Here is a 25,907-nt window from a genome sequence, read left to right as displayed (position 1 = left end):
GAGACCGAGATGTCACAGGTGGCACTGCTGGGCTGCGGGTTGATGGGGACCCCCATGGGTCTGCGTCTGATCGACGCGGGGTTCCCGCTGCAGGCATACAACCGGACCCCGGCCCGCGCCGAGGATCTGGCACGGGCCGGGGCCGTGGTCCATGCCACCCCGGATGCCGCGGTGCAGGGCGCCGAGCACGTGATCCTGATGCTCAGCGATGCCCGTGCCATCGAGGCCGTGCTTGCTGATCTGGCGCCGGGAACCGTGGACGGGCGCTGTTTTATCCAGATGGGTACCATACTGCCGGCCGAGAGTCGGGCCCTGGGCGAACGCGTACGGGCGGCCGGGGGATGCTATGTCGAGGCCCCGGTGCTGGGGTCCATCCCCGAGGCGCGTGACGGGCGGCTGTTGATCATGGCCGGCGCCGATCATGCCTCCCAGGTGGAACGGGTCGCGCCGGTGCTGGAGGCCCTGGGCAGCACGGTCCGGCATGTCGGTGGTCCGGGGCAGGGCGCCGCGCTCAAACTGGCCTTCAACCAGCTGATCGCCAGCCTTACGGCGGCATTCTCCCTGAGCCTGGGGCTGGTGCGCCGCGAGGGTGTGGAGGTCGACACCTTCATGGAGATCCTGCGCGAGAGCGCCCTCTACGCGCCCACCTTCGACAAGAAGCTGGACAAGATGTGCTCGGGGGACTTCGGCACCGCCAACTTCCCGGTCAAGCACCTGCTCAAGGACGTGCGCCTGACCCATCAGGCGGCCGCCGACGCGGGACTGTCCGACCCCTGGTTGCCATTGCTGGCGGAGCTGCTCGAACAGGCCGCCGATCGGGGGCTGGGCGATGCCGACTACTCGGCCATCTATTCGTCCATCGTGCCGGAGGCCGGCAACCGCGGCTGACCCGCGTCAGCGCACTTCGGCGAGCAGCTGTTGCGCCATGCGCTCGGCCTGCGAGCCGTAGCCGCCGCCGAACAGGTGGTCGTGGTTGAGGATGTGGTAGAGGTTGTACAGCGTGCGGCGGGTGGCGTAGCCGGGATCCAGCGGCCGCTGTTCGGCGTAGGCCGCGAAGAAGTCCCGCCCGGGGTGGCCGAACAGCTCCATCATCGCCAGGTCGGCCTCCGGGTCGCCGTAATAGGTGGCCGGGTCGAACAGCGTCGGCCGGCCGTCGCCGAGGAAGTCCCAGTTGCCGCTCCACAGATCGCCGTGCAGCAGCGACGGCTGCGGGCGGTAGTCGGTGAAGAAGCCGTCCAGGCGCTCCTCCAGTTCGGCCAGGGTGTCCAGACGCCCGCGCGGGGCCCCGCGGTCGCGGGCCAGGCGGCGCTGGAAGCCCAGGCGCTCCTCGCGATAGAAATCCACCCAGTTAACGTGCGGCCGATTGGACTGCGGCGTGGATCCGATGAAATTGTCCTCGTCGAGGCCGAAGCGGCTCGCGGTGTGCGAGTGCATGTCGGCGATGCCGTGCGCCAGCGCCACCGCGTCGCGCGGGCCGCCCAGATCCAGGTCCTCGAGGATCAGGAAACGGGCGCCGGCAGCCTCGCCGGTGCCGATCACTGCGGGGATCTTGAGCACTTCACAGCGCTGCAGCTCGGTCAGGCCACGGGCCTCGGCGGCGAACATCCCGGCGTGGTCGCCGCGGTTGACCTTGACGAAGAAGCGGCGCCCGTCGGTACCCTCCAGGCGCAGGGCCTGGTTGATGGAGCCGCCGGAGCGTGCGCTGTGGCCTGTCGCCTCGAACGGCACTCCGGTATGGTCCTTGATGCACCGGGCCAGGGCGGCGGTCAGATCGTCGTCCCGTGCGCTGCTTCGCGTCATGCGTCTGTCTCCCGTGGCGGATTGGGCGCCTAGGTTAACCACTACACACCCCGAACGTCAGGAGTCTCGAGATGGCCTTCCGCAAACTGGAACCGCTGTGCGACAAGATCGGGGCGGAGCAGATCCGCGCCGTGATCGAAGAGTTCTATCGCCGGTTGTCGGCCGATCCCCGCATCGGTCATCACTTCGAGCGCATCGAGGATTTCGAGGATCACGTGCGCCGGATCAGCGATTTCTGGTATCAGAACCTTGGAGGCCGGCTGGAGCAACCGCCGACCATCGACATGGTGGGCAAGCACGCGCCGCTGCGGCTCACCGAAGACGACCTGCAGGCGTGGATGGAGCATTTCCGCGCGACCACCGACGAGATGCTGGACCCGGCGCACGCGAAGGAATGGCAGCAGCTGGCCGAGGGCATCGCCAGCCGCATGCGCCAGGACATTCTTACCGGCTGAGGCGGCGGGCCCGGGTGGGGCATGGGCCCGCATTGGGCCCGGAGCATGTTCAGCAATGTTCCGTGCTGCTCCCGGGGAAGCCACAGTAGGGGCGGTTCAGCGCGATGTCATCGGTACCGTGCAGTTCGCGCAGGTGGGCCTGGCGGGACTCGTCCAGGCGTGATTCGGCGGTCACCGGATACAGCAGGCTCGCCAGCGACGGCGGTTCCTGGCCCAGGCGCACGGCGTACAGGATACGATAGGCATAAACCCGGCGGATGTACTTGCGGGTCTCGGAGAACGGGATCAGTTCTGCCCAGATGTCCGCGTCCAGGGTTTCGTCTTCCTCGGGCAGCCACTGGCGCACGCGGTGGGCCCCGGCGTTGTAGGCGGCGGTGGACAGCAGGCCGTGGCCGCCAAAGCGTTCCTGGTTTCGCCCCAGATAATAGGTGCCCAGCCGCGCGTTGTTCGCCGGGTCGAGGATGTCCCAGTCGGAATTCACCTGCACGCCGGCGGCCGAGGCGATGTTGCGCCCGGTGGCCGGCATGATCTGCATGATGCCCAGGGCTCCGGCCCCGGAACGCACATCCTGCAGGAAGGCGCTTTCCTGACGCGCGACCGCCATCGCCCAGGCCGGGTCGATGCCCTGCTCGCGTGCCCCGGTAACGATCAGGTCGTCGAAGGCCAGCGGGAAGCGCAGTTCGATGTCGTCCCAGTGACGGGCGCGGGCCACGGTGAAGATCGCGCGGTCGTGCCAGCCCCATTCGGCGAACTCACGCGCGGCCGCGACCCGTTCCTCGTCATCCATGCGCGCGACCGCATGCTGCCACTCGCGCCGCGCCTCGGCGTAGCGATCGAGGCGCAGCAGTTCGCGCATGCGCAGCATGGCCGGGTCGTTGCTGACGCGTACCCGCACCCCGTTATCCAGCTCCGCGCGGCGATGGCCGATGCGGTAGGGCTGGCCGAGCCGGTCGGCGGCGAGGAAACCGTGGAAATCGCGGCCGCTGGCGGCCTGCTCGAAGTGCCGGCGGGCACTGTCGTCGTTGCCGAGGGCCTCCTCGGCGCGAGCGAACCAGTAGCGCCACTGGGATTGCTCGCGGGTGTCACGCGGCATCGCTCGCACGGCATCGCGTACCGTCTGCCAGTCGCCCGCGCGCAGGGCCACGCGCACCTGCCACTGGCGCAGCTGAGTGTCGAAGACCGCCTCGTCCAGTCCGGCGAGGAAGTCGGCGGCCTCGTCGCGGTAGCGTACCGCCAGGCGCAGGCCCAGGGCGTGGGCCACCGCATGGCGGCCGTCTTCGTCCAGGGTGGCCGGGCCGTCCGCGGACCGTTCTTCCCAGGCTTCCAGGGCGGCGTCCAGGTCGGAACGGACCCAGCGTTTCCAGGCGTCTTCGGCCATGGGGCTGGCCTGGGGGTGGTCGTCGGCATCGAAGTCCGCCTGCGCCACCCGCCGTGGCCGTTCCCGGAGTTCCAGCCAGCGTTCGGCCCAGGCTTCGTCGTCACGGTCGAGGTAGCGGCGCAGGTAGCGGGCCAGCCCGGTCTGGCCGGCGTCCATGGCGAGGGCGAAGCGCTGCATCGCGAGCTCGCCGGTCAGGCCGTCGGCATCCCGCCAGGCATCCAGAGCCGGGTCACAGGCCGAGGGCCGCGAATGGCCGTGCAGCCAGATCGACTCGATGTCCTCCAGCGCAGCGTCATCCTCGCCCCGGTCCAGCAGCGCCTGGCGGCGATAGCAGTCCTGGGTCACTCCCATGGAACGCTGGTCGTCGACCATCTCGAGCAGGGTATCCCATTCGGATTCCTCGCCCAGATGACGCAGGTAGTTGGCGTACAGGCGGTCGGCCAGCGGGGTGTCGCCGTGGCGGTCGAGGAATTCGCGCACCGCTTCGGGCTCCGCACGCCCGAGGTTGCGGGCGAGGCGGCGGTAGTCGAGATAGGGGGCCAGGGGGTAATCGGCCAGGGTCTCTCGCGCGCGCTCGAACGCCTCGGTGTTGCCCCGGTTCAGTGCGCGTTCGGCCGTGACGAAAAGGCCGCGTTCGAAGGCGTAGCGGGTTTCGTCGGCGGCGGAGCCGGAAGCCGCGGTCGGGCCGCCGATCAGCAGGGTCAGGGTCATGGCGAGGACCATGCCGGGAGTGCCGGCGATCAGCCGCGGGCGGTTGCGCATGCCTGGTTCTCCTGCAGCGACACGTATTTTTCCATCATCCGCCAGCGCCTCTTGCCTGGCAATCCCCGAGGGCGATTTTTGCGCGTCATGGCAGCACTTTTCGGGGCTCAGCCGAGCCGCAGGGTCTCGCCGCGGGCCAGACCGTCCAGGGTCCAGGACGCGACCCGGTAACGCACCAGGCGCAGGGTGGGGTGGCCGACCGCCGCGGTCATCCGCCGGACCTGACGGTTGCGCCCTTCGTAAAGAGTGATCGCAAGCCAGCGGGTGGGGATGTGGCGGCGAAAGCGCACCGGCGGGTCGCGTTCCGGCAGGTCCGGCGGGTCCATACGGTCGACCTTCGCCGGCAGGGTGAGTCCGTCCCGCAGTTCGACCCCGGTGCGCAGGGCCTCCAGTGCGGCCTCGTCGGGTTCGCCTTCCACCTGCACCCAGTAGCTCTTGCCCGCGGAGTCGGGACCGGGGCGGGTGATGCGGGCATTCAGGCCCCCGTCGTCGGTGAGCACCAGCAGGCCCTCGGAGTCGCGGTCCAGGCGTCCGGCGGGGTGCACCCCGGGCAGGTCGATGTAATCGGCCAGGGTGGGACGACCCTCGCGGTCGGTGAACTGGCTGAGCACACCCCAGGGCTTGTGGAACAGCAGGATCCGGCTCATGCCCTCAGTCGCAGCGCAGGGTCACGCGGTCGGCGAAGTGGCGTCCGAGGTCCTCTTCAGGTTCGGCGCCGTAGTCCAGCGCCATGGCCCGCGCGACCATCACCGGATCGATACGCGGGCGTTCGACCTCGGCCTTGCACTCGGGCGCGCTGCGGACCTGCGGCGGACGCTCATCGGGATGCAGGATCTCGATGAAATAGGTGGGGTCGTAGACCTTGTATTCTACCGGGGTATCCGCCGGGTCCGGGGCCCCTTCCAGGGACAGGCTGAAGCGGTATTCCAGGGTGTCGTTGGTCTTTTCCATCCGCGGATCCTCCGCGGCGCGTACCTCGATCGTGCGGTCGTCGGCCTGGAGGTGCGTATACCACCGGTACTCCTCCAGGTTATCGAGGATCTCGCGCGCCAGCGCGTTGAGGCGCTTGGCATCGCTGTCGCCCTCCTGATGGGCAAGGGCGTCCTCGTGGAGATATTCGGAGTACATCGGGTCGAAGTGCCACACGTGATGCATGCGCACGAGCTCGCCGGTGTCATCGCGCTCGAAGTCGACCTTGAGGTCGATCCATGCGTGCGGATGGGCGTTCGCGGTGCCGGGCAGGCCGGCCGTCGTGGCCAGCAGCAGGAGAGCTGCAAGGCTCGCCATCAGGCGTGTCTGGATGCGGACCGGGTTCATGCCGGGATGGCCTCCGGGGTCGGGGCGGCGGCGCGCAGCAGCCGCTCGTGGTAGTCGGGATGCACGCCAAGGTCATGCAGCCGGAAGTATATGTCCCTGACCGGTCCGCGCGGCTGCAGTTCGGCGGGCAGATCGGAACCCCGGGGGAGTCCCGGGACGTCGTCCACCAGACCGGTCAGCCGGCGCGACAGGCGCAGGCGTTCGGGGGCGGCGGCGATCGCGTTCGCGAGCGCGGTGGCGCGGCGCAGGTTGCAGCGGCGAACCGCGTCGGGATCGGCGAGCACGCTTTCGAGGTCGCCCAGGCGGCGCAGGATGCGTGCCGCACCGCGCGGACCGAGGCCGTGGATCCCGAGGATGTTGTCGCTGCGATCGCCGGCCAGCGCCAGCAGGTCGGCCACCTGATCGGTGCGCACGCGCAGGCGCTTCTCGAGGGCGCGGCGATCCATGGGCCGGCCGCGCTCCGGGTCGTGGAGGCGGTCGCGTTCGCCGACGATGGTCTGTGCCAGATCCTTGTCGGCGCTCATCACGACGACCGGCAGTCCCGCCGTGCGCGCGTTGCGGGCGAGGGTGGCGATCAGATCGTCGGCCTCGTACTCCGGGTGGGCGAACTGCGCGAGCCCGAGGGCTTCCAGCAGCTCGCGGATGCGCGCGAACTGTGCCCGCAGCTCGGGTGGCGCCGGCGGGCGATGGGCCTTGTACCCGGGATCGAGGCGGTGGCGAAAACCGGACCGCAGCGAGGTATCGAAACAGAAGGCCAGTGGCCCCGGGGCGCGTTGCGGCAGCCACTGGCAAAGGGAATGGACGAAGCCGTGCAGGGCACCGCCCGGACGCCCCTGCGGGTCGGGGTCGAGGCCCCGTGCGAACCACGCGCGGAACACGAAGATGCTGGTGTCCACGACCGTGCAGGCCGGGGTGGCCGCGTGTTCACTGCAGGCGTTCAAGATCCTTCCGGATACCGGCGATGGAACGCTCGAGATCCGCCTGTTCGTCGGCCTGGAGATCCAGCTCCACGATCCGTTCCATGCCCCCCTGGCCGAGGATGCAGGGGACGCCGGTGGCGACATCGCGCTGGCCGTATTCGCCGTCCAGCAGCGCGACCGTGGGCAGCACCCGACGCCGGTCGAGTGCCATCGCCTCGACCATCTCGGCGATCGCCGCGGCCGGGGCCGCGTAGGCGCTGGAGGTCTGCTTGAGGGCGAGGATCTCGGCGCCGCCGTGGCGGGTGCGCTCGACGATGGAATCGAGGGTCTCGCGATCGAGGAACCGGTCCAGCGGGATCCCGTTGACGTGCGAGTAGCGCAGCAGCGGGACCATGGCATCGCCATGCCCGCCCAGCACCAGGGCCTGGATGTCGTGCACCGACAGCCCGGTCTCCAGCGCGATGAAGGCGGCCATGCGCGAGGTGTCGAGCACGCCCGCCTGGCCCAGGATCCGGTCGCGGCTCCAGCCGGTCTTCTGCGCTGCACGCCAGGTCAGCACGTCCACCGGGTTGGAGACCACCAGCAGACGGCTGTCCGGGGCGTGTTGCTGCACCTGTTCGAGGATCGCGTCGAGGATGGCGACATTCTTGTCGAGGACATCGGAGCGCGACATGCCCGGCTTGCGCGGCAGCCCGGCGGTGATGATCACCAGTTCCGCGCCGGCGACGACGTCCGCCTCGTGGGAACCGGTCAGACGGGTGTCGAAGCCCAGCAGCGGCGCCGTCTCCTGGATATCCAGCGCGGCCCCGGCGGCGGTTCCCTCGTGGACGTCCAGCAGCGCGATCTCGCGGGCGAGGTCGCGGCGGGCGAGGAACTGCGCGGTGGATTCCCCTACTCGCCCGGCTCCGACGATGGCGATCTTCTGCATGGCCTGCGCTCCCCGGCTTGTGGTGTCAGGTTCGCGCCACGCCGCTGTCGCGGGCTGCCCGGGCCACCGCCTGTGGGATGGTCTCGATCAGGCGCGGATCGAACGGCGTGGGCAGGATGTAGTCCGGTCCGAATTCCAGGTGGTCGCGGCCGTAGGCGTCCAGCACGCTCTGCGGCACCGGTTCGCGCGCCAGGTCGGCGATCGCGTGGGTGGCCGCGACCAGCATCGCGTCGTTGATGCGCCGGGCGCGCACGTCCAGCGCCCCGCGGAAGATGAACGGGAACCCGAGTACGTTGTTGACCTGATTGGGGTAGTCCGAGCGCCCGGTGGCCATGATCAGGTCGTCCCGGGTGGCCCGGGCCACATCCGGCCGGATCTCCGGATCCGGGTTGGACAGGGCGAAGATGATCGGATTCGGCGCCATGCTCTGCAGCATCTCCGGGGTCAGGATGTCCGGGCCGGACAGCCCGATGAACACGTCGGCGTCGCGGCAGGCATCCTCCAGCGTACGGTCGTCGGTGTCCACCGCGAAAATCTGTTTGTATTCGTTGAGGTCGTCGCGGTGACTGTGGATCACGCCATTGCGGTCCACCATGTGGATGTGGTGCTTGCTCGCGCCCAGGCGGACCAGCAGCTGCATGGAGGCGATGCCCGCGGCACCCGCGCCGACGCAGACGATCCGGGCGTCGGCCAGATCCTTGCCCTGGATGGCCAGGGCATTGAGCAGCCCGGCCGCGGTGATGATGGCCGTGCCGTGCTGGTCGTCGTGGAACACCGGGATGTCCAGGCGATCGCTCAGGCGGCGCTCGATCTCGAAGCAGTGGGGTGCCGCGATGTCCTCGAGGTTGATGCCGCCGAAGCCACCGGCGATCCGCGCCACGGTATTGATGAAGTCCTCGGGCTGGGCGGCGTCGACCTCGATGTCGAAAACGTCGACCCCGGCAAAGGTCTTGAACAGCACGCCCTTGCCTTCCATCACCGGTTTGGAGGCCAGTGCCCCGGTGTTGCCCAGTCCCAGCACCGCGGTGCCGTCGGTGATCACCGCCACCAGATTGCCCTTGCCGGTGTAGCGGTAGACCTCGTCGGGGTTGTCGGCGATGGCGCGCACCGGGGCCGCCACGCCGGGGGAGTAGGCAAGCGACAGGTCGTCCTGCGTGGCGGTGGGCTTGGTGACGTGGATGGCCAGTTTCCCGGCCGGTTCGCGGGCGTGGTAGTCGAGGGCGCGCTGGTTGAAATCGTCGGACATGATTGCGAACGGGCCTTGTGCGGGCAGTGGGTTCAGTTGACCGGGTGGGTCGGTAGATCGTTGCGGTCGCGGGCCGCCTCGTACAGCGGACGTACCTCGTCGGCCAGCCTGGCGAGCGCGCGCTGGCGCCCTTCCGGCGCCGGATGGGTGCTGAGGAACACCGGGTGGCGGCTGCCATTGGACTGCTCCGCCATCTTGCGCCACAGCGCCGGGGCGGCGTCGGGGTCATAGCCGGCGCGGGCCGCCAGTTCGATGCCGATCTCGTCGGCCTCGGTCTCCATGCGCCGGCTGTGCGGCAGCTGCACCGCCAGCACCGCGCCCAGTGCGGCACCGGTCAGGGCCAGCTCGGAGCGGTCGCCGGTGATGGCGAAGGTCGTGACCGCCATGTTGGAGGCCATCGCCATCGACATCTTCTCCGCGCTGTGGGCGGACAGCGCATGGCCGATCTCGTGGCCGATGATCTGCGCCAGTTCATCATCGGTCAGCTCGAGCTGTTTGATGATGCCGGAGTAGATCGCCATCTTGCCGCCGGCCATTGCGAACGCGTTGAGGGTGTCCGGCGCCTCGATGACCGCGATCTCCCAGTCCCAGTCGGCGGTCTCCGGGCGGTACTCGATGGCCTGCGCGACCAGGCGTTCGGTGATCCCGTGGACCCGTTCGGTCATCTCGGGGTCGGCGTTGATCCGCCCCTCGTCGCGTGCGCCGGAGAGCATCTCCACGTAGGCCTCGCGCGAGGCGTCGATCGCCTGGTTCTCCGAGACCAGCATCAGCTGGGAACGTCCGGTCACCGGGTTGGTGGTGCAGGCGGGCATGCCCAGGGCCATGCCCAGTACGGCGATCAGGGCCAGCACCGGCAGGCGCCGGCGCAGCGGACGGAACAGCGAGTTCATGCGTGACCAGTTCATGCGGTTTCTGCCTGCAGGTCCCGCGGGGATGCGGGATGATGACACGTCTTCAGCATACACCCTGCGGACCGCCCTGCGGAGCCCGCACGCAAACGAGGGCACCCCGAAGGATGCCCTCGCCGGATCGGCCACGCCGGCGGGGCCGAGGGGCCGCCGCCTGCCTGCGGGGCCGCGTGATGCGACCTCGCGACGGGGTTCAGAACGCGAAACGGCGCTTGAACTTGTCCACCTGGCCGGCGGTGTCGACGATCTTCTGCTTGCCGGTGTAGAACGGGTGGCACTGCGAGCACACGTCCAGGTGCATCTCGTCCTGACCCAGGGTGGACCGGGTCGTGAACTTGGCGCCGCAGCTGCAGATCACGTTGACTTCGCGGTATTGGGGATGGATCTCGGCTTTCATGGTCGACTCACGCGTGTTCGGGCGAAAAGTGCGCTAGCATAGCCGCCTCCTGTGGCCGCGCGCAAGTCGGCGGCGGTCTTCGCCCGAGGCGGCTGGCGGTCCGGCCAGGTCGTTGTCTTTCGGGGTTTGCGCCGGGGCGCGCGAGTTTTCCCCGAAACCTGTGGAAAACTTTGTGGACGAACTGTCACTGGATGGCTCCAGCGGCTTGCTGCGGCGCAGGGCTCTGAATTGGTCAGTTTTTGCCCAGATTTATTATGTACCTGAAAATAAAGTTTTATTCTTGTGTCAATGGGCGCCGACCCGGTGCAGCCCCGGTTCGGGGCCGGCGTGAAAGGACGGGAGTCGCTTTGTGAATAACATGTCCGCATTGTCAAGCGCAGTGCCGCAGGTCGGCTTTGTCAGCCTGGGCTGCCCCAAGGCGCTGGTGGATTCCGAGCGCATCCTGACCCGGCTGCGCGCCGAGGGCTACGGGATTGTGGGGGACTACACCGGCGCCGACCTGGTTGTGGTCAACACCTGCGGGTTCATCGACGAGGCGGTGGAAGAGTCGCTGGGGGCGATCGGCGAGGCCCTGGCGGAGAACGGGCAGGTGATCGTGACCGGCTGCCTGGGCAAGGATGCCGAGACGATCCACGAACGCCACCCCGACGTCCTGGCGGTGACCGGGCCGCATGCCTACGAGGACGTGGTCACGGCGGTGCACGAGCACCTGCCGCCGCCGGCGGGCACCTTCGAGACCCTGGTGCCGCCCGAGGGCATCCGCCTGACGCCGCGCCACTACGCCTATCTGAAGATCTCCGAGGGCTGCAACCACCGCTGCAGCTTCTGCATCATCCCCGGCCTGCGCGGCGATCTCGTCAGCCGCTCGATCGGCGAGGTGCTGGCGGAGGCCGAGCGCCTGGCCGAGGCCGGGGTGCGCGAGATCCTGGTGATCTCACAGGACACCTCGGCCTACGGCGTGGACGTGAAATACCGTACCGGCTTCCACGGCGGGCGCCCGATCCGCTCGGATATTGCGCACCTCGCCGAGGCCCTGGGGCGGCTGGGTATCTGGGTGCGGCTGCACTACGTCTACCCGTATCCGCATGTGGATCGCCTGATCCCGCTGATGGGTTCCGGCGAGGAGGGCGGTCTGCTGCCCTATCTCGACATGCCGCTGCAGCATGGCCACCCGCGGGTGCTCAAGGCCATGCGCCGGCCGGCCGCGGCGGAGAAGGTGCTCGACCGCATCGCCGGCTGGCGCGAGCAGGTGCCGGGGCTGACCCTGCGCTCGACGTTCATCGTCGGTTTTCCCGGGGAGACCGAGGCCGAGTTCGAGACCCTGCTGGAGTTCCTGCGCGAGGCGCAGCTCGACCGCGTCGGGGCCTTTGCCTATTCGCCGGTGGACGGGGCCGAGGCCAATGCCCTGCCGGACCCGGTTCCCGAGCCCGTGCGCCAGGAGCGCCTGGCGCGCTTCATGGAGGTGCAGGCACAGATCAGTGCCGAGCGCCTGCGCCGCCGGGTTGGCACACAGCCGGTGGTGCTGGTCGACGGCACCGACGAACACGGCATCGTGGTCGCGCGCTCGGCTGCGGAGGCGCCGGAGATCGACGGGGTAATCCGCGTGCCGGATGCCGATCCCGAGTCGGTGGAGGCCGGGGACTTCATCGAGGTGCGGATCACGGACACCCGCGAGCACGACCTGATCGCCGAGGTGGCCGACCCGGACGAATGACCGGGGCGGCCTCGCTCGGCAGCCGTGCTCAGCCGCCGTTGCGCTTCGGGGCCACCGGTTCCGGCGTGGCGTCCCAGATCTTCTCCGCGTAGTCGCGCACCGTGCGGTCGATGGAGAAATAGCCCATGCGCGCGATGTTGGTGAGCGCCGCGGCGTTCCAGCATTCGGGATGGGCATACAGCTTGTCGGCGCGTTCGCAGGCCTCGCGGTAGGCGGGGTAATCGGCGAGCACGAAGAACGGATCCTGGTGGCGCAGATAGTGTCCCAGTTCCGCATGGGTGGCGTTGTCGTCGCAGGTGAAATAGCCCTGCTCGATCATCTCCACCGTACGCGTCAGGGTCGGGCGCCCGGCGAGCATCGCCTCGGGGGCCTCGCCGCGGGCGCGGTGGGCGACCACCTCGGACTCGGTCATGCCGAAGATGAAGATGTTTTCTTCACCCACCGCGTCGCGGATCTCGATGTTGGCACCGTCCAGCGTGCCGATGGTCAGCGCGCCGTTCAGGGCCAGTTTCATGTTGCCGGTGCCCGAGGCCTCGAAGCCTGCGGTGGAGATCTGCTCCGACAGGTCCGCCGCGGGGATGATCACGGTCGCGGCGCTGACCTCGTAGTTGGGGATGAAGACGCACTTCAGGCGGTCGCCCACCTGCGGGTCGTGGTTGATGATGTCCGCGACCTCGTTGATGACCTGGATGATGTCCTTGGCGCGCTGGTAGCCGGGGGCCGCCTTGCCGCCGAAGATCACCACCCGCGGGGGCACGTCCTCGCCGTCGCGGATGCGGTTGTACAGCTCGATCACGTGCAGCAGCTTGAGCAGCTGCCGCTTGTATTCGTGGATGCGCTTGATCTGCACGTCGAACAGCACGTCCGTGCGGATGCGGATGCCGGTGCGCTCGCGCACCAGCGTGGCCAGGCGCTCCTTGTTCCTGCGCTTGACCTGCTGAAACTTCTGTTGCAGATCCGGATCCGCGACCCAGGGCTCCAGCGCCCGCAGGCGGTCCAGGTCGTACTGCCAGTCGTGGCCGATCTTTTCGCCGAGGAACTCGGTCAGTTCCGGGTTGGCCTGGATCATCCACAGCCGGGGGGTGACCCCGTTGGTGACATTGACGAAGCGTTCCGGCCACAGCTGGTAGAAATCGGCGAACAGGGTCTGTTTCAGCAGCTCGGTATGCAGCGCGGCCACGCCGTTGATCTGGTGCGACCCGACCACCGCCAGATGGGCCATGCGGACGTTGCGGCCGCCTTCCTCGTCGATCAGCGACAGTCGCTTGAGGCGCTCTTCATCGCCGGGGAAACGGCGGCGCACCATCTCGAGGAATTCGTGGTTGATGCGGTAGATGATCTGCATGTGCCGCGGCAGCACACGGGTCATCAGGTCCACCGGCCAGGTCTCCAGGGCCTCGGGCATCAGGGTGTGATTGGTGTAGGCAAACACCTTGCGGCAGAGCTCCCAGGCACGGGCCCAGTGCAGCTCGTGGCGGTCCATCAGCAGGCGCATCATCTCCGCCACCGCGATCGCCGGGTGGGTGTCGTTCAGCTGGATCGCGACCTGATGGGGCAGATCGTCCAGCGTGTAGCCCAGATCCAGGTGGCGGTCGAGGATGTCGTGCAGCGAGGCGGCGACGAAGAAGTATTCCTGCTTCAACCGCAGTTCCTTGCCGATGGCGGTGGCGTCGTTGGGATAGAGCACCATGGAGATGCTCTCCGACTGGCTCTTGTCGGCCACCGCGCGGATGTAGTCGCCCTCGTTGAAATAGCGCAGGTCGAAGTCGCGGGTCGCCTTGGCCCCCCACAGGCGCAGGTTGTTCACGTTGCGCCGGCCGTAGCCCGCGGTGGGGTAGTCGTAGGCCATGGCCAGGACCTGTTCCCCGTTTTCCCAGGAGTAGTGCACCGAGCCGTCGCTGCGGTGATGCTCCACCACCTCGCCGTAGAAGCGGATCGGGTACTTGCGCTCGGCGCGCGGGAACTCCCAGGGGTTGCCGTAGCGCAGCCAGTTGTCCGGGTGCTCGACCTGACGGTAGGGCTCGAACTCCTGGCGGAACATGCCATATTCGTAGCGGATGCCGTAGCCAAAGCCCGGATAGCCCTGAGTCGCCAGTGACTCGAGGATGCATGCGGCCAGGCGCCCGAGGCCGCCGTTGCCCAGTGCGGCGTCGTCTTCCCACTCGACGATCTCGTCGTAGTCCTGTCCCAGTTGTGCGAGGGCCTCGCGGGCCTCGTCGAGGATGCCGGTATTGCGCAGGTTGGCCTCCAGCATGCGCCCGATCAGGTATTCCATCGACAGGTAATAGACCCGCTTGACGTCCTCTTCGGCGAACTGGCGGCGGGTCAGTACCCGGCGTTCGATCATGCGTTCGCGCACCGCGAACGAGGTGGCTTCGAGCCAGTCGCGAGGGGTGGCCTGCCGCGGGTCCTTGCCGACGAAGCGGACCATGGCATCGCGGATGGACTGCTTCAGCCCCTCGGTGTCATGCGGCAGGGGGCTGAGCGAGGGGACGGGGGTGTCGGCGGCGCTGGTGGACATCTTGTTCTCCGGGGTTGCGGTCGGGCCGTGCGCCATCGTCCCCGGCGCCCGTTCAGCCGGGCCGGTCGATGGCGCGGTGGCCAATATCAGTACGAAAGTATATACCCTCGAAGTGGATTTCCCCGAGGGCGGTGTAGGCCTTTTTCTGCGCGTCGGCGTAATCCTGGCCCAGACCGACCACGCACAGCACGCGTCCGCCGGCGGTGACGACCCGGCCGCGGTCGTCGCTCGTGGTGCCGGCGTGGAAGACCCGTGCATCCGGCAGCGGGTCCACCGCCTCAAGGCCGTCGATCCCGTCGCCCTTGCGATACGCATCGGGATAGCCTTGCGCCGCGGCGACCACGCCCAGCGCCACGCGCGGGTCCCAGCGGGCCTCCACCCGGTCGAGGCGGCCGTCCAGCGCGGCCTCGACCAGGTCCGCCAGATCGCTTTCCAGGCGCATCAGGATCGGCTGGGTCTCCGGGTCGCCGAAACGGCAGTTGAATTCCAGCACCTTCGGGTTGCCGTCGGCATCGACCATGATCCCGGCATACAGGAACCCGGTATAGGCCTCGCCGTCGGCGGCCATGCCGCGCACTACGGGTTCGATGACCTCGTGCAGGATGCGGTCGTGCAGGGCGTCGGTGACCACCGGGGCCGGGGAGTAGGCCCCCATGCCCCCGGTGTTGGGGCCGCGGTCGCCGTCATCGCGCGCCTTGTGGTCCTGCGAGGAGGCCAGCGGAAGCACGTGTTCGCCGTCCACCATGCAGATGAAGCTGGCCTCCTCGCCCTGCAGGAATTCCTCGATCACCACTCGGTGCCCGGCCTCGCCGAAGGCATTGCCGGCCAGCATGTCGCGTACCGCGGCGCGCGCCTCGTTCGTGGTCTGTGCAAGGATTACGCCCTTGCCGGCGGCCAGGCCGTCGGCCTTCACCACGATGGGCGCGCCGTGGGTCTCGATGAACGCCAGTGCGGCATCCTCGTCCTCGAAGCTGCCGTACGCCGCCGTGGGGATGCCGTGGCGCTGCATGAAATCCTTGGCGAAGGATTTCGAACCCTCCAGGCGCGCGGCGTCGGCGGTGGGACCGAAGATCGGCTGGCCGGCGGCGCGGAAGGCATCCACCACTCCGGCGACCAGCGGCGCCTCGGGCCCGACCACGGTGAAGGCGACCTCTTCGCGCTGCGCCACGGCGAGCAGGCCGTCGATGTCCGTGGCGGCGCAGTCCACGTTCTCGCAGCCGGGCTCGCCCGCGGTGCCGGCGTTGCCCGGCGCGACCAGCACCCGCGCGACCCGCTCAGCCTGTGCCAGCTTCCAGGCCAGCGCGTGTTCGCGCCCGCCGCCGCCGATGACCAGGACGTTGATGGCCGGTTGGTTCATGAGCGTTCTCCTGCGGCCACGATCAGTGGCGGAAGTGGCGCATGCCGGTGAAGACCATCGCGATGCCGTGCTCGTCGGCCGCGGCGATGACTTCTTCGTCGCGCATCGAGCCGCCCGGCTGGATCACCGCAGTGATGCCGGCGCCGGCGGCCGCATCGATGCCGTCGCGGAACGGGAAGAAGGCGTCCGACGCCATCACCGAGCCGGCCACCTGCAGGCCCTCGTCGGCCGCCTTGATCCCGGCGATGCGGGCGGAATACACCCGGCTCATCTGGCCGGCGCCCACGCCGACGGTCTGCTGGTCGCGGGCATATACGATGGCGTTGGATTTCACGTACTTGCCCACCTGCCAGGCGAAGGCCAGGTCGCGGTTTTCCTGGTCGGTGGGGGTGCGCGCGGTGACGATCTTCAGGTTCACGTCGGCCAGTGAACCGCGGTCGGTATCCTGCACCAGAAGCCCGCCACCGATGCGCTTGTAGTCCAGTCCCGGGGCCGCGGGGGCGTCGGGGATCTCCAGCACGCGCACGTTCTTCTTCGCGGACAGCGCGCGCAGGGCGCCGGGGGTGATCTCCGGTGCCATCACCACCTCGACGAACTGCCGGCTGACGATGGCCTGTGCGGTGTCCCCCTCCAGCGGGCGGTTGAACGCGATGATGCCGCCAAAGGCCGAGGTGGGGTCGGTCTGGAACGCGCGCTCGTAGCTCATCAGCTGCGACGGGGCCGCCGCCACCCCGCAGGGGTTGGCGTGCTTGACGATCACGCAGGCGGCCTCGTCGAACTGACGTACGCATTCCCAGGCGGCGTCCGCGTCCGCGAGATTGTTGTACGACAGCGACTTGCCCTGGTGCTGGCGGAAGCTGGCGAGCGAGCCCGGCGCCGGCTGCGGGTCGCGGTAGAACGCCGCGTTCTGGTGCGGGTTCTCGCCATAGCGCAGGGCCTCCACCCGCTGGAAGGTCGCGTTGAGCTGGCCGGGGAATGCCTCCCGGTTACCCTGATCATCCAGCGCCGACAGATAGTTGCTGATGGCCGCGTCGTAGCGGGCCACGTGATCGAACGCCGCCACCGCGAAGCGGAAGCGCAGCGTGGCCGGGATGCCGTCGTGCGCGTCCAGGGCCTCGATGATCGCGGGGTACTGGCCGGGATCGGTGGCGACGGTCACGTCGCGGTAGTTCTTGGCGGCGGCGCGCAGCATCGCCGGGCCGCCGATGTCGATGTTCTCGATCGCCTCTTCCAGCGTGGCGTCGGGACGCGCCACGGTGTTCTCGAACGGGTACAGGTTGACCACCAGCAGGTCGATCGGCGGGATGTCGTGGGTCTCCATCGCGCCGGCGTCGGTGTCGCGCCGGCCCAGCAGGCCACCATGCACCCGCGGATGCAGGGTCTTCACCCGCCCGTCCATGATCTCGGGGAAGCCGGTGTGCTCCGAGACCTCGGTCACCGGGATCCCGTGCTCGCCCAGCAGTCGGGCGGTGCCGCCGGTGGACAGCAGTTCGGTGCCGCGTTCGTGGAGGTGGCGGGCGAGTTCCACCACGCCGGTTTTCTCGGAGACGGACAGCAGCGCGCGGCGCACGGGAGCCTGAGTAGTCATGGGACCTCGAAATCGCGTCAAAACGGCCATTATAGCGAAGGTGCCGGGGTTGTCGCGGTGGTCCGGTCCGGTGTCGCGCCACGGCCGGACGCCGGGGCACGGTCCGGGGCCCGGTTTGTAATTTGGGCGCAAAACCTTTAGCGTATAAAAACTCTTTCGGACACAACGCCTGCGTTCCGACGCAACGCATGGCACCGTTTGCGATCCCCGAGCCAGGCGCGCGAAGGCCGCCAGACCACGGCTCGGCACCCGGGCAACCACCGAATCCTTCCGGGTGTCAGGACCCGCCGGCCAGACCGGCGCCGGATGCTGGAATCAACGCATCCGTTCGGGAGCCCGCGATGACGGGCCGCCCGCACCCGGTTTTCGCAGGAGATGTTTCATGCCAGCGACCCGGGGTGCGGGATCGTCTTCGGTCGTGCAGGCGTTGTAATCCGGTGTGGCGGGGCCACGATGCCCGGTCGCACTTCATGCAGCAAAGCCAAGAGGACTCAGCATGTCAGCGAACATCAAGAACGATCAGGATTTCGGCGAAGAGCCGATCGAAACCCGCGATACGGATCATTACCTGGAGGAATACACCACCGGTTTTGTCGACAAGTGGGACGACCTGATCGACTGGGACAGCCGCGCCAAGAGCGAAGGCACGTTCTTCATCGAGGAACTGAAGAAGCGTGGCGCCAAGCGCGTGCTGGACGTCGCTGCCGGTACCGGCTTCCACTCGGTCCAGTTGATCGAGGCGGGCTTCGACGTGGTCACCGCCGACGGCAGCCCGGAGATGCTCGTCAAGGCCTTCGAGAACGGCCGTTCGCGCGGCCACATCCTGCGCACGGTGCAGGCCGACTGGCGCATGCTCAACCGCGACATTCACGGCCATTACGACGCCGTCGTCTGCCTGGGCAACTCGTTCACCCACCTGTTCAACGAGCATGACCGGCGCAAGGCCCTGGCCGAGTTCTACGCCACGCTCAAGCACGACGGCGTGCTGATCCTGGACCAGCGCAACTATGACACCATCCTGGATCACGGTTACTCCTCCAAGCACACCTATTACTACTGCGGTGACGACGTGCAGGTGCAGCCGGCCCATGTCGACGAAGGTCTGGCCCGCTTCCAGTACCAGTTCCCGGATGGTTCCGAGTACTTCCTGAACATGTTCCCGCTGCGCAAGGCCTATGTGCGTCGCCTGATGCGCGAGGTCGGTTTCCAGAAGATCGAGACCTACGGGGACTTCCAGGAGACCTATCGCGAAGCCGATCCGGACTTCTTCATCCACGTCGCCGACAAGCGTTACATCGAGGGCGAGGAACGATGAGCCAGGACTATTCCGACGTCGTTGAGACGGCGCGCGATTACTACAACAGCGAGGATGCCGACACCTTCTACAAGATGGTGTGGGGCGGTGAAGACCTGCACATTGGCCTGTACGAGTACCAGGATGAGCCGATCGGTGACGCCAGCCGGCGTACCGTTGCGCACATGGCCGATATGCTGGGCGAGCCGGAACCGCAGTGGCGCGTGCTCGACATGGGTGCGGGCTACGGCGGCGTGGCACGCTACCTGGTGGAGAACTACGGCTGTGACGTGACGGCGCTCAACCTGTCCGAGAAGGAAAACGAGCGCGATCGCGAGATCAACCGGGCGCGCCAGCTGGACCACAAGATCACCGTGGTGGACGGCTCCTTCGAAAAGGTCGACGAGCCGGACGAGTCCTATGACGTGGTGTGGTCCGAGGATTCGTTCCTGCACAGCCCGAACGAGGACAAGTACAAGGTCATCCAGGAGGCGGCGCGGCTGCTCAAGCCGGGAGGCTGGTTGATCTTCACCGATCCGATGCAGACCGATGACTGCCCCGAGGGCGTGCTGGATCCGATCCTCGCGCGCATCCACCTCGATTCGCTCGCGTCCCCGTCCCTGTACCGCGATGCGGCGCAGAAGGCCGGACTGCGCGAGATCGGTTTCGAGGAGCACTCCGGGCAGATCTCGACCCACTACGGTCGGGTCAAGCAGGAACTGGAGTCGCGCGAGGACGAGCTCAAGCGCTTCATCTCGCAGGAGTACATGGACCGCATGAAGCAGGGCCTGCAGCACTGGGTCGACGGTGGCAACTCCGGGTATCTGACCTGGGGTATTTTCCGCTTCCGCAAGCCGGCCTGATCGGGTCCGTCAGCGCGGGTCCCGGGGGCGTTACGCGTCCAGGGCCCGCCAGGTTCCGCCCCGTCGACCCTCGGCGGGGCGGAATCGTATCTTGTAATCCATGCGGGGTGCGTTCGGGATCCAGTAACCGAGATAGAGATGTGCCAGGCCCAGGGCCCGCGCACGCTCGATCTGGGACAGGATGCCGAACGTGCCCAGCGCGCGGGTCGGGGCATCCGGCTCGTAGAAGGTATACATGGCCGACAGCCCGTGGGGTGTGCGGTCGGTGATCGCGACGCCGAGCAGCTGGCCGGCGCGGCGGAACTCCAGCAGTTCCACCGTTGCATGGCGCTCGCTCAGCATGCCGGCATATTCCGTGCGATCCATGGACTCCATGCCGCCACCGGCGTGGCGTGCATGCAGATAGCGCCGGAACAGCGGCATGTGTTCGTCGAGATCGGCCTCGGCGCGCCCATCGACCGCACCCGGCGGGGCGCGGAGTTCGATGGTGAGATCGGCATTGGCGCGCTGGCAGCGCCGCTGGCTGCGGTTCGGCCGGAAGGTGGCCACCGGGATGCGCACCGGCACGCAGGCATCGCAGGCGGGGCAGTGGTGGCGATAGACAAAACGGCCGCTGCGGCGAAAGCCCTCGGCCAGCAAGGCCCCGAAGCCGGCGGCATCCAGCCGGGCCTCGGGGTCGACCAGCAGGGACTGCATCTCGCGCCCGTCGGTTATGTACGGACAGGGCTGCGGGGCAGTCAGATACCAGCGGATCGGGGATTCCTGCATTCCGCTATCCTGACAGCTCCGGCCCGGAGCGCCAATGGTGCCCGGGCCGCAGCCTCCGCCGGTGGCGGGGGCAGCCGGGCCGCGCGGTCCGGCGTGCTAAAGTAATGACATTCGAAACCAATGGTGTACGGCACATGACGGCAACGCGACAAGACCTCGAGAACGCCCTGAAGGAACGCATCCTGATCCTCGACGGTGGCATGGGCACCACCATCCAGCTGTACAAGCTGGAAGAGGCCGATTACCGCGGCGAGCGCTTCAAGGACTGGGAGGGTGACCTCAAGGGTAACAACGACCTGCTCTCGCTGACTCGCCCGGACATCATCGAGCAGATCCACAACGACTATCTCGAGGCCGGCGCCGACATCATCGAGGCCAACACCTTCAACGGCACGCGCATCGCGATGGCCGACTACAACATGGAGGACCTGGTCCCCGAGCTGAACCGCGAATCCGCGAAGCTCGCGCGCAAGGCCGCCGATGCCTGGACCGAGAAGACCCCGGACCGTCCGCGCTACGTTGCCGGTATCCTCGGCCCGACGAACCGCACCGCCTCCATCTCCCCGGACGTCAACGATCCGGGCGCGCGCAACGTCGATTTCGACACCCTGGTCGATGCCTACAAGGAAGCGGCCGAGGCGCTGGTCGAGGGCGGGGTGGACATCCTGCTGATCGAGACGGTGTTCGACACCCTGAACGCCAAGGCCGCGATCTTCGCGGTGAAGACCCTGGAAGATGAACTCGGGAAAGACCTGCCGGTAATGATCTCCGGCACCATTACCGACGCCTCCGGCCGTACCCTTTCGGGGCAGACCACCGAGGCCTTCTGGAACTCGGTGCGCCACGCGAACCCGATCTCCATCGGTCTGAACTGCGCGCTGGGCGCCAAGGAGATGCGCCAGTACGTGGCCGAGCTGTCGCGCATCGCCGACACGCACGTCTCCGCGCACCCCAACGCCGGTCTGCCCAATGAGTTCGGCGACTATGACGAGAGCCCCGAGCAGATGGCCGCGGACGTCGGTCCGTGGGCCGAAGAGGGTTTCCTGAACATCATCGGCGGCTGTTGTGGCACGCTGCCGGAGCACATCCGCGCCATCCGCGAGGCGGTGGAGAAGTTCCCGCCGCGCAAGGTGCCGGAGATCAAGCCGGCCTGCCGCCTGTCGGGTCTGGAGCCGTGCAACATCGACGACGACTCGCTGTTCGTGAACGTCGGCGAGCGCACCAACGTGACCGGCTCGCGCAAGTTCCTGCGCCTGATCCAGAACGAGGAATACGACGTCGCGCTGGAAGTCGCGCAGAACCAGGTCGAGGGCGGCGCCCAGATCATCGACGTCAACATGGACGAGGGCATGCTGGAGTCGCAGGACGCGATGGTCCGCTTCCTCAACCTGCTGGCCGGCGAGCCGGACATCGCCCGCGTCCCGGTGATGATCGACTCCTCCAAGTTCGAAATCATCGAGGCCGGCCTGAAGTGCGTGCAGGGCAAGCCGGTGGTCAACTCGATCTCCATGAAGGAGGGCGAGGAGAACTTCATCAAGCAGGCCGAGCTGTGCCGCCGCTACGGCGCCGCGATCGTGGTCATGGCCTTCGACGAGGAGGGCCAGGCCGACAACGAGGAGCGCCGTGTCGAGATCTGCACCCGTGCCTACAAGCTGCTGACCGAGAAGGTCGGCTTTCCGGCCGAGGACATCATCTTCGACCCGAACATCTTCGCGGTTGCGACCGGCATCGAAGAGCACAACAACTACGGCGTGGACTTCATCGAGGCCACCCGCCGCATCAAGAACGACCTGCCGCACGCGCTGGTCTCCGGCGGCGTGTCCAACGTGTCGTTCTCCTTCCGCGGCAACGAGCCGGTGCGCGAGGCGATCCACGCGGTGTTCCTCTACCACGCCATCAAGGCGGGTATGGACATGGGCATCGTCAATGCCGGCCAGCTGGCGGTGTACGACGACATCGACCCCGAGCTGAAGGAACTGGTCGAGGACGTGGTCCTGAACCGCCGGGATGACGCCACCGACCGTCTGCTGGAGAAGGCCGACGAATTCAAGGGCCAGGGCGGCGGCAAGAAGGAAGAGAACCTCGAGTGGCGCGAATGGGATGTGGCCAAGCGCCTCGAGCATTCCCTGGTCAAGGGGATCGACACCTACGTGGTCGAGGACACCGAGGAATGCCGGCAGCAGTTCGATCGCCCGATCCAGGTGATCGAAGGCCCGCTGATGGACGGCATGAACGTGGTCGGCGACCTGTTCGGCGAGGGCAAGATGTTCCTGCCGCAGGTGGTCAAGTCCGCGCGCGTGATGAAGAAGGCCGTGGCCCACCTGATCCCGTACATCGAGGCCGAGAAGACCGGCACCGAGAACAACGGCAAGATCCTGATGGCCACGGTGAAGGGCGACGTTCACGACATCGGCAAGAACATCGTCGGCGTGGTCCTGCAGTGCAACAACTTCGAGGTCATCGACATCGGCGTGATGCAGCCCGGTGCCGAGATCCTGAAGGCCGCCAAGGAGCATGACGTCGACGTCATCGGCCTGTCCGGCCTGATCACGCCCTCGCTGGAGGAGATGGCCAACTTCGCCGCCGATCTCGAGCGCGAAGGCATGACCACGCCGCTGATGATCGGTGGCGCGACCACCTCGCGCGCCCACACCGCGGTCAAGATCGAGCCGAACTACTCCGGCCCGGTGGTCTGGGTGAAGGACGCTTCGCGTGCGGTGGGCGTGGCCCAGAGCCTGATCAGCCCCGAACTGCGCGAGAACTACGCCGCCGAGATCCGCGAGGAATACGCGAAGCTGCGCGAGCAGACTGCCGGTCGCAAGAAGAAGGTCCAGTGGCTGTCGCTGGAGAAGGCGCGCGCCAACAAGCCGCAGATCGACTGGTCGGCCTATGCCCCGGCCAGGCCGAAGGCACTGGAGACCGAAGACCTGCCGGGCGAGCCGACCGTGCTGCATCCGCACGGCGACGGTTCGGTGCTGCTGCGTTTCGACGACTTCGACCTGAACACGGTCAAGGAGTACATCGACTGGACGCCGTTCTTCCATTCCTGGCAGCTGCATGCGGCCTACCCGCGCATTCTCGAAGACGAGAAGGTCGGAGAAGAGGCGCGCAAGCTGTTCAAGGATGCCCAGGAGATGCTGCAGCGGATGATCGACGAGAAGTGGGTCACCTGCCGCGGCGTGGTCGGCTTCTTCCCGGCGAACAGCGTCGATGACGACGACATCGAGGTCTATACCGACGAGAACCGCAGCCAGGTGCTGAAGAAACTGCACCACCTGCGCCAGCAGACCGAGAAGCGTCGCGGTCAGCCCAGCCATTCGCTGGCGGACTTCGTGATGCCGAAGGAGGCCGGCGGCCCCGACTACATTGGCGCGTTCGCGGTCAGTGCCGGCGGTGACGTCGACGCCAAGGCCGAGGAATACGAAAAGGCCAACGACGACTACCACGCCATCCTGGTCAAGAGCCTGGCGGACCGTCTGGCCGAGGCCTTTGCCGAGTGCATGCACGAATACGTGCGCAAGTACTACTGGGGCTATGTCCCGGACGAGCAGCTCGAGAACGAGGACCTGATCGAAGAGAAGTATCAGGGCATCCGTCCGGCGCCGGGCTATCCGGCCTGCCCCGAGCACACCGAGAAGGCCACGCTGTGGGAGCTGCTGCAGGCGGAGGAAAACGCCGACATGACGCTCACCGAGAGCTACGCGATGCTGCCGGTGTCGGCCGTGTCCGGCTGGTACTTCGCGCATCCCGAGTCGCGCTACTTCGGGCTGGGCAAGGTCAACCGCGACCAGGTCGAGGACTACGCGAAGCGCAAGGGCATGTCGTTCGAGGAGGCCGAGCGCTGGCTCGCGCCGAACATCGGCTACGACGACAGCGACGAGGCCAAGGCGGAAGCCGCGGCCGAGCGCGAGGCGCGCAGCGCGTAACCGCAGGGCCCGCCCTGTGACCCGAATCAGGCCCCGCCCCGTGCGGGGCCTTTTCGTTTGTGGCACCCCGCGGACGGCCTGTCCCGCTTTCCGCACATCGCTGAATGTTTGTATCCTGCAGCCATGTCCCGGCGGGCACTTGCGCCCACCGTCCCACACCAACGGAGCACCGCATGACCTCAGGTCAGGAAAGCGATTCCAGTCAGCACCTTCTCACCCTGCGCCAGACCCGGCTGGAGGACTACGACGACATCCGCGAGATCATGGAACGGGTGTATCAGGATCTGGACGGCGCCTGGAGCGAGGCGCAGTTCCGCTCTCAGGTAACGCGTTTTCCCGAAGGCCAGATCTGCATCGAGGACAACGGGAAAGTGGTGGCGGCTGCCATCAGCCTGATCGTCGAGTACAAGCGTTTTGGCGATCACCACAACTACTGGCAGATCACCGGCAACGGCTTTCTGACCACTCATGACCCGGACGGAGACACGCTCTATGGCGTGGACATCTTCGTGCACCCGGATTACCGCGGTCTGCGTCTGGGACGGCGGCTGTACGACGCGCGCAAGGAGCTGTGCGAGAAGCTGAACCTGCGTGCCATCGTGGCGGGCGGACGCATCCCCGGATACGAGGCCCATCGCGACGAGATGACGCCACAGCAGTACGTGGAGAAGGTCAAGAATCACGAGATCACCGATCCGATCCTGACCTTCCAGCTGGCGAACGACTTCCACGTGCGCAAGATCATCACGGACTACCTCCCGGACGACGAGAAGTCCGGGGCGTATGCCACGCTGATCGAATGGCTCAACATCTATTACGAGGAAAAGGAAAAGCTGATCGGCGGCAGCCGTTCGGATGTGCGCATCGGCGTGGTCCAGTGGCAGATGCGGCCCACCGCCGACCTCGATGCCCTGTTCCAGCAGGTGGAGTACTTCGTCGATGCGGTGTCGGGGTACCGCGCCGACTGCGTGCTGTTCCCGGAGTTCTTCAACGGTCCGCTGATGGGCGCGTTCAACCAGGACTATCCGGCCGAGGCCGTGCGCCGGCTGGCGGAGTACACCGAGGACATCCGCGAGGAGATGGTGCGCCTGGCGCTGTCCTACAACATCAACATCGTCGCCGGTTCGATGCCCGAATACCACGACGACGTGCTGCGCAACGTGTCCTACCTGTGCCGGCGCGACGGGACCTGGGACCGCCAGTACAAGCTGCACGTGACCCCCGACGAGATCGGCTACTGGGGCCTGCAGGGCGGTGACGAGGTGCATGTCTTCGACACCGACTTCGGCAAGATCGGGATCCTGATCTGCTACGACGTCGAGTTCCCCGAGCTGCCGCGGGTGATGGCCGATCACGGCCTGCAGATCCTGTTCGTGCCGTACTGGACCGACACCAAGAACGCCTATCTGCGGGTACGCCGCTGCGCCCAGGCCCGGGCGATCGAGAACGAGTGCTACGTGGTCATGTCCGGTTCGGTGGGCAACCTCCCGCGGGTGGAGAACATGGACATGCAGTACTCGCAGGCCGCGGTGTTCACGCCGTCGGATTTCGCGTTCCCGCATGACGCGGTGGCGGCCGAGGCGACCCCGAACACCGAGATGACCCTGATCGTGGATCTCGACCTCGACAACCTGAAGGAACTGCGCAACCACGGGTCGGTGCGCAACCTGCGGGATCGCCGGCGGGATCTCTACTCGATCGACTGGAAATCCGGCCCGATCTAGCCGGACATGCAATCGAAACGTGAAGGCCTTCCGCAGGTCGC

At 67.4% G+C, this 25,907-nt stretch carries 20 protein-coding genes; 7 read left to right on the top strand and 13 right to left on the bottom strand.

Annotated elements, in window-relative coordinates:
• The first annotated feature begins 9 nt into the window (after positions 1-9).
• A complete protein-coding gene (locus D571_RS0107240; RefSeq protein ID WP_018936012.1) occupies positions 10-888 on the top strand; it encodes an NAD(P)-dependent oxidoreductase in 879 nt (292 codons plus the stop codon).
• A 6-nt stretch (positions 889-894) separates the two neighbouring features.
• Here the strand turns inward: D571_RS0107240 and D571_RS0107235 are convergent, their stop codons facing one another.
• The gene (locus D571_RS0107235) at positions 895-1,800 is read right to left on the bottom strand and encodes a fructosamine kinase family protein (RefSeq protein ID WP_018936011.1); all 906 of its coding nucleotides are present in this window, start codon (positions 1,798-1,800) and stop codon (positions 895-897) included.
• Between the two features lie 71 nt (positions 1,801-1,871).
• On the opposite strand from D571_RS0107235, the gene D571_RS0107230 reads away from it, so the two are divergent.
• The gene (locus D571_RS0107230; protein ID WP_018936010.1) at positions 1,872-2,255 is read left to right on the top strand and encodes a group III truncated hemoglobin; all 384 of its coding nucleotides are present in this window, start codon (positions 1,872-1,874) and stop codon (positions 2,253-2,255) included.
• 49 nt (positions 2,256-2,304) lie between these two features.
• Here the strand turns inward: D571_RS0107230 and D571_RS0107225 are convergent, their stop codons facing one another.
• The 8 genes from D571_RS0107225 to rpmE all read right to left on the bottom strand — a co-directional run bounded on the left by D571_RS0107225 (position 2,305) and on the right by rpmE (position 10,111).
• Complete coding sequence (locus D571_RS0107225) at positions 2,305-4,395, bottom strand: transglycosylase SLT domain-containing protein (protein WP_018936009.1); 2,091 nt, start codon at positions 4,393-4,395, stop codon at positions 2,305-2,307.
• A 107-nt stretch (positions 4,396-4,502) separates the two neighbouring features.
• Positions 4,503-5,042, bottom strand: a complete 540-nt coding sequence (locus D571_RS0107220; protein WP_018936008.1) for a pseudouridine synthase — start codon at positions 5,040-5,042, stop codon at positions 4,503-4,505.
• Positions 5,043-5,046: 4 nt separating this feature from the next.
• A complete protein-coding gene (locus tag D571_RS0107215) occupies positions 5,047-5,712 on the bottom strand; it encodes a DUF1007 family protein (RefSeq protein WP_018936007.1) in 666 nt (221 codons plus the stop codon).
• On the bottom strand, positions 5,709-6,653 hold the full coding sequence (locus D571_RS0107210) for a 5'-3' exonuclease H3TH domain-containing protein (protein WP_018936006.1): 945 nt from the start codon (positions 6,651-6,653) through the stop codon (positions 5,709-5,711). The genes D571_RS0107215 and D571_RS0107210 overlap by 4 nt, the downstream gene beginning before the upstream one ends.
• Positions 6,637-7,560, bottom strand: a complete 924-nt coding sequence (mdh, locus tag D571_RS0107205) for a malate dehydrogenase (protein WP_018936005.1) — start codon at positions 7,558-7,560, stop codon at positions 6,637-6,639. Before mdh ends, D571_RS0107210 begins: the two co-directional genes overlap by 17 nt.
• A 25-nt stretch (positions 7,561-7,585) precedes the next feature.
• Positions 7,586-8,806: a malic enzyme-like NAD(P)-binding protein gene (locus D571_RS0107200; protein WP_018936004.1), complete on the bottom strand. Its 1,221-nt coding sequence runs from the start codon at positions 8,804-8,806 to the stop codon at positions 7,586-7,588.
• 32 nt (positions 8,807-8,838) lie between these two features.
• The gene (locus D571_RS0107195; RefSeq protein WP_018936003.1) at positions 8,839-9,696 is read right to left on the bottom strand and encodes a M48 family metallopeptidase; all 858 of its coding nucleotides are present in this window, start codon (positions 9,694-9,696) and stop codon (positions 8,839-8,841) included.
• Positions 9,697-9,907: 211 nt separating this feature from the next.
• A complete protein-coding gene (gene rpmE, locus D571_RS0107190) occupies positions 9,908-10,111 on the bottom strand; it encodes a 50S ribosomal protein L31 (RefSeq protein WP_018936002.1) in 204 nt (67 codons plus the stop codon).
• A 358-nt stretch (positions 10,112-10,469) separates the two neighbouring features.
• Here rpmE and rimO point away from each other — a divergent pair, with 358 nt between their 5' ends.
• A complete protein-coding gene (gene rimO, locus D571_RS0107185; RefSeq protein ID WP_026287678.1) occupies positions 10,470-11,825 on the top strand; it encodes a 30S ribosomal protein S12 methylthiotransferase RimO in 1,356 nt (451 codons plus the stop codon).
• A 28-nt stretch (positions 11,826-11,853) separates the two neighbouring features.
• Here the strand turns inward: rimO and D571_RS0107180 are convergent, their stop codons facing one another.
• Genes D571_RS0107180 through purH form a run of 3 tightly spaced genes read right to left on the bottom strand, consistent with a single transcriptional unit; the run spans position 11,854 to position 17,291 of the window.
• Complete coding sequence (locus D571_RS0107180) at positions 11,854-14,346, bottom strand: glycogen/starch/alpha-glucan phosphorylase (protein ID WP_018936000.1); 2,493 nt, start codon at positions 14,344-14,346, stop codon at positions 11,854-11,856.
• A 52-nt stretch (positions 14,347-14,398) separates the two neighbouring features.
• Positions 14,399-15,688, bottom strand: coding sequence for a phosphoribosylamine--glycine ligase (purD, locus tag D571_RS0107175; protein ID WP_026287676.1), 1,290 nt, complete (start codon positions 15,686-15,688; stop codon positions 14,399-14,401).
• 37 nt (positions 15,689-15,725) lie between these two features.
• Positions 15,726-17,291 (bottom strand): bifunctional phosphoribosylaminoimidazolecarboxamide formyltransferase/IMP cyclohydrolase, encoded by a 1,566-nt coding sequence (gene purH, locus D571_RS0107170; RefSeq protein ID WP_026287675.1) that lies wholly within the window; start codon positions 17,289-17,291, stop codon positions 15,726-15,728.
• 496 nt (positions 17,292-17,787) lie between these two features.
• Between purH and D571_RS0107165 the strand changes: the two genes are divergently transcribed.
• Together D571_RS0107165 and D571_RS0107160 are read left to right on the top strand one after the other, a co-directional pair.
• On the top strand, positions 17,788-18,606 hold the full coding sequence (locus D571_RS0107165) for a class I SAM-dependent methyltransferase (protein ID WP_018935997.1): 819 nt from the start codon (positions 17,788-17,790) through the stop codon (positions 18,604-18,606).
• Positions 18,603-19,448, top strand: coding sequence for a methyltransferase domain-containing protein (locus D571_RS0107160; RefSeq protein ID WP_018935996.1), 846 nt, complete (start codon positions 18,603-18,605; stop codon positions 19,446-19,448). The genes D571_RS0107165 and D571_RS0107160 overlap by 4 nt, the downstream gene beginning before the upstream one ends.
• A 30-nt stretch (positions 19,449-19,478) precedes the next feature.
• Here D571_RS0107160 and D571_RS0107155 read toward each other — a convergent pair whose 3' ends face one another.
• Entirely contained in the window at positions 19,479-20,216 is a 738-nt protein-coding gene (locus D571_RS0107155; protein WP_018935995.1) for an arginyltransferase, read from the bottom strand.
• Between the two features lie 134 nt (positions 20,217-20,350).
• On the opposite strand from D571_RS0107155, the gene metH reads away from it, so the two are divergent.
• The gene (gene metH, locus D571_RS0107150; RefSeq protein WP_018935994.1) at positions 20,351-24,142 is read left to right on the top strand and encodes a methionine synthase; all 3,792 of its coding nucleotides are present in this window, start codon (positions 20,351-20,353) and stop codon (positions 24,140-24,142) included.
• Positions 24,143-24,315: 173 nt separating this feature from the next.
• Positions 24,316-25,866, top strand: a complete 1,551-nt coding sequence (locus D571_RS0107145; protein ID WP_018935993.1) for a bifunctional GNAT family N-acetyltransferase/carbon-nitrogen hydrolase family protein — start codon at positions 24,316-24,318, stop codon at positions 25,864-25,866.
• The last annotated feature ends 41 nt before the right edge of the window (positions 25,867-25,907 follow it).

The sequence above is a fragment of the Thioalkalivibrio sp. ALJ24 genome (assembly GCF_000377785.1).
Classification (GTDB): domain Bacteria; phylum Pseudomonadota; class Gammaproteobacteria; order Ectothiorhodospirales; family Ectothiorhodospiraceae; genus Thioalkalivibrio.
Note: the sequence above shows the minus strand (reverse complement) of the source record. Positions and strands in the feature narration are given on the sequence as shown.

Excerpts from the sequence above, each read along its gene's own strand:
- D571_RS0107155 (WP_018935995.1), bottom strand. The coding sequence starts at position 20,216 with ATGCAGGAATCCCCGATCCGCTGGTATCTGACTGCCCCGCAGCCCTGT.
- D571_RS0107240 (WP_018936012.1), top strand. The coding sequence starts at position 10 with ATGTCACAGGTGGCACTGCTGGGCTGCGGGTTGATGGGGACCCCCATG.
- D571_RS0107225 (WP_018936009.1), bottom strand. The coding sequence starts at position 4,395 with ATGCGCAACCGCCCGCGGCTGATCGCCGGCACTCCCGGCATGGTCCTC.
- D571_RS0107165 (WP_018935997.1), top strand. The coding sequence starts at position 17,788 with ATGTCAGCGAACATCAAGAACGATCAGGATTTCGGCGAAGAGCCGATC.
- purH (WP_026287675.1), bottom strand. The coding sequence starts at position 17,291 with ATGACTACTCAGGCTCCCGTGCGCCGCGCGCTGCTGTCCGTCTCCGAG.
- D571_RS0107160 (WP_018935996.1), top strand. The coding sequence starts at position 18,603 with ATGAGCCAGGACTATTCCGACGTCGTTGAGACGGCGCGCGATTACTAC.
- D571_RS0107215 (WP_018936007.1), bottom strand. The coding sequence starts at position 5,712 with ATGAACCCGGTCCGCATCCAGACACGCCTGATGGCGAGCCTTGCAGCT.
- D571_RS0107200 (WP_018936004.1), bottom strand. The coding sequence starts at position 8,806 with ATGTCCGACGATTTCAACCAGCGCGCCCTCGACTACCACGCCCGCGAA.
- D571_RS0107235 (WP_018936011.1), bottom strand. The coding sequence starts at position 1,800 with ATGACGCGAAGCAGCGCACGGGACGACGATCTGACCGCCGCCCTGGCC.
- D571_RS0107230 (WP_018936010.1), top strand. The coding sequence starts at position 1,872 with ATGGCCTTCCGCAAACTGGAACCGCTGTGCGACAAGATCGGGGCGGAG.
- mdh (WP_018936005.1), bottom strand. The coding sequence starts at position 7,560 with ATGCAGAAGATCGCCATCGTCGGAGCCGGGCGAGTAGGGGAATCCACC.
- metH (WP_018935994.1), top strand. The coding sequence starts at position 20,351 with ATGACGGCAACGCGACAAGACCTCGAGAACGCCCTGAAGGAACGCATC.
- rpmE (WP_018936002.1), bottom strand. The coding sequence starts at position 10,111 with ATGAAAGCCGAGATCCATCCCCAATACCGCGAAGTCAACGTGATCTGC.
- D571_RS0107145 (WP_018935993.1), top strand. The coding sequence starts at position 24,316 with ATGACCTCAGGTCAGGAAAGCGATTCCAGTCAGCACCTTCTCACCCTG.
- D571_RS0107195 (WP_018936003.1), bottom strand. The coding sequence starts at position 9,696 with ATGAACTCGCTGTTCCGTCCGCTGCGCCGGCGCCTGCCGGTGCTGGCC.
- D571_RS0107220 (WP_018936008.1), bottom strand. The coding sequence starts at position 5,042 with ATGAGCCGGATCCTGCTGTTCCACAAGCCCTGGGGTGTGCTCAGCCAG.
- rimO (WP_026287678.1), top strand. The coding sequence starts at position 10,470 with ATGTCCGCATTGTCAAGCGCAGTGCCGCAGGTCGGCTTTGTCAGCCTG.
- D571_RS0107180 (WP_018936000.1), bottom strand. The coding sequence starts at position 14,346 with ATGTCCACCAGCGCCGCCGACACCCCCGTCCCCTCGCTCAGCCCCCTG.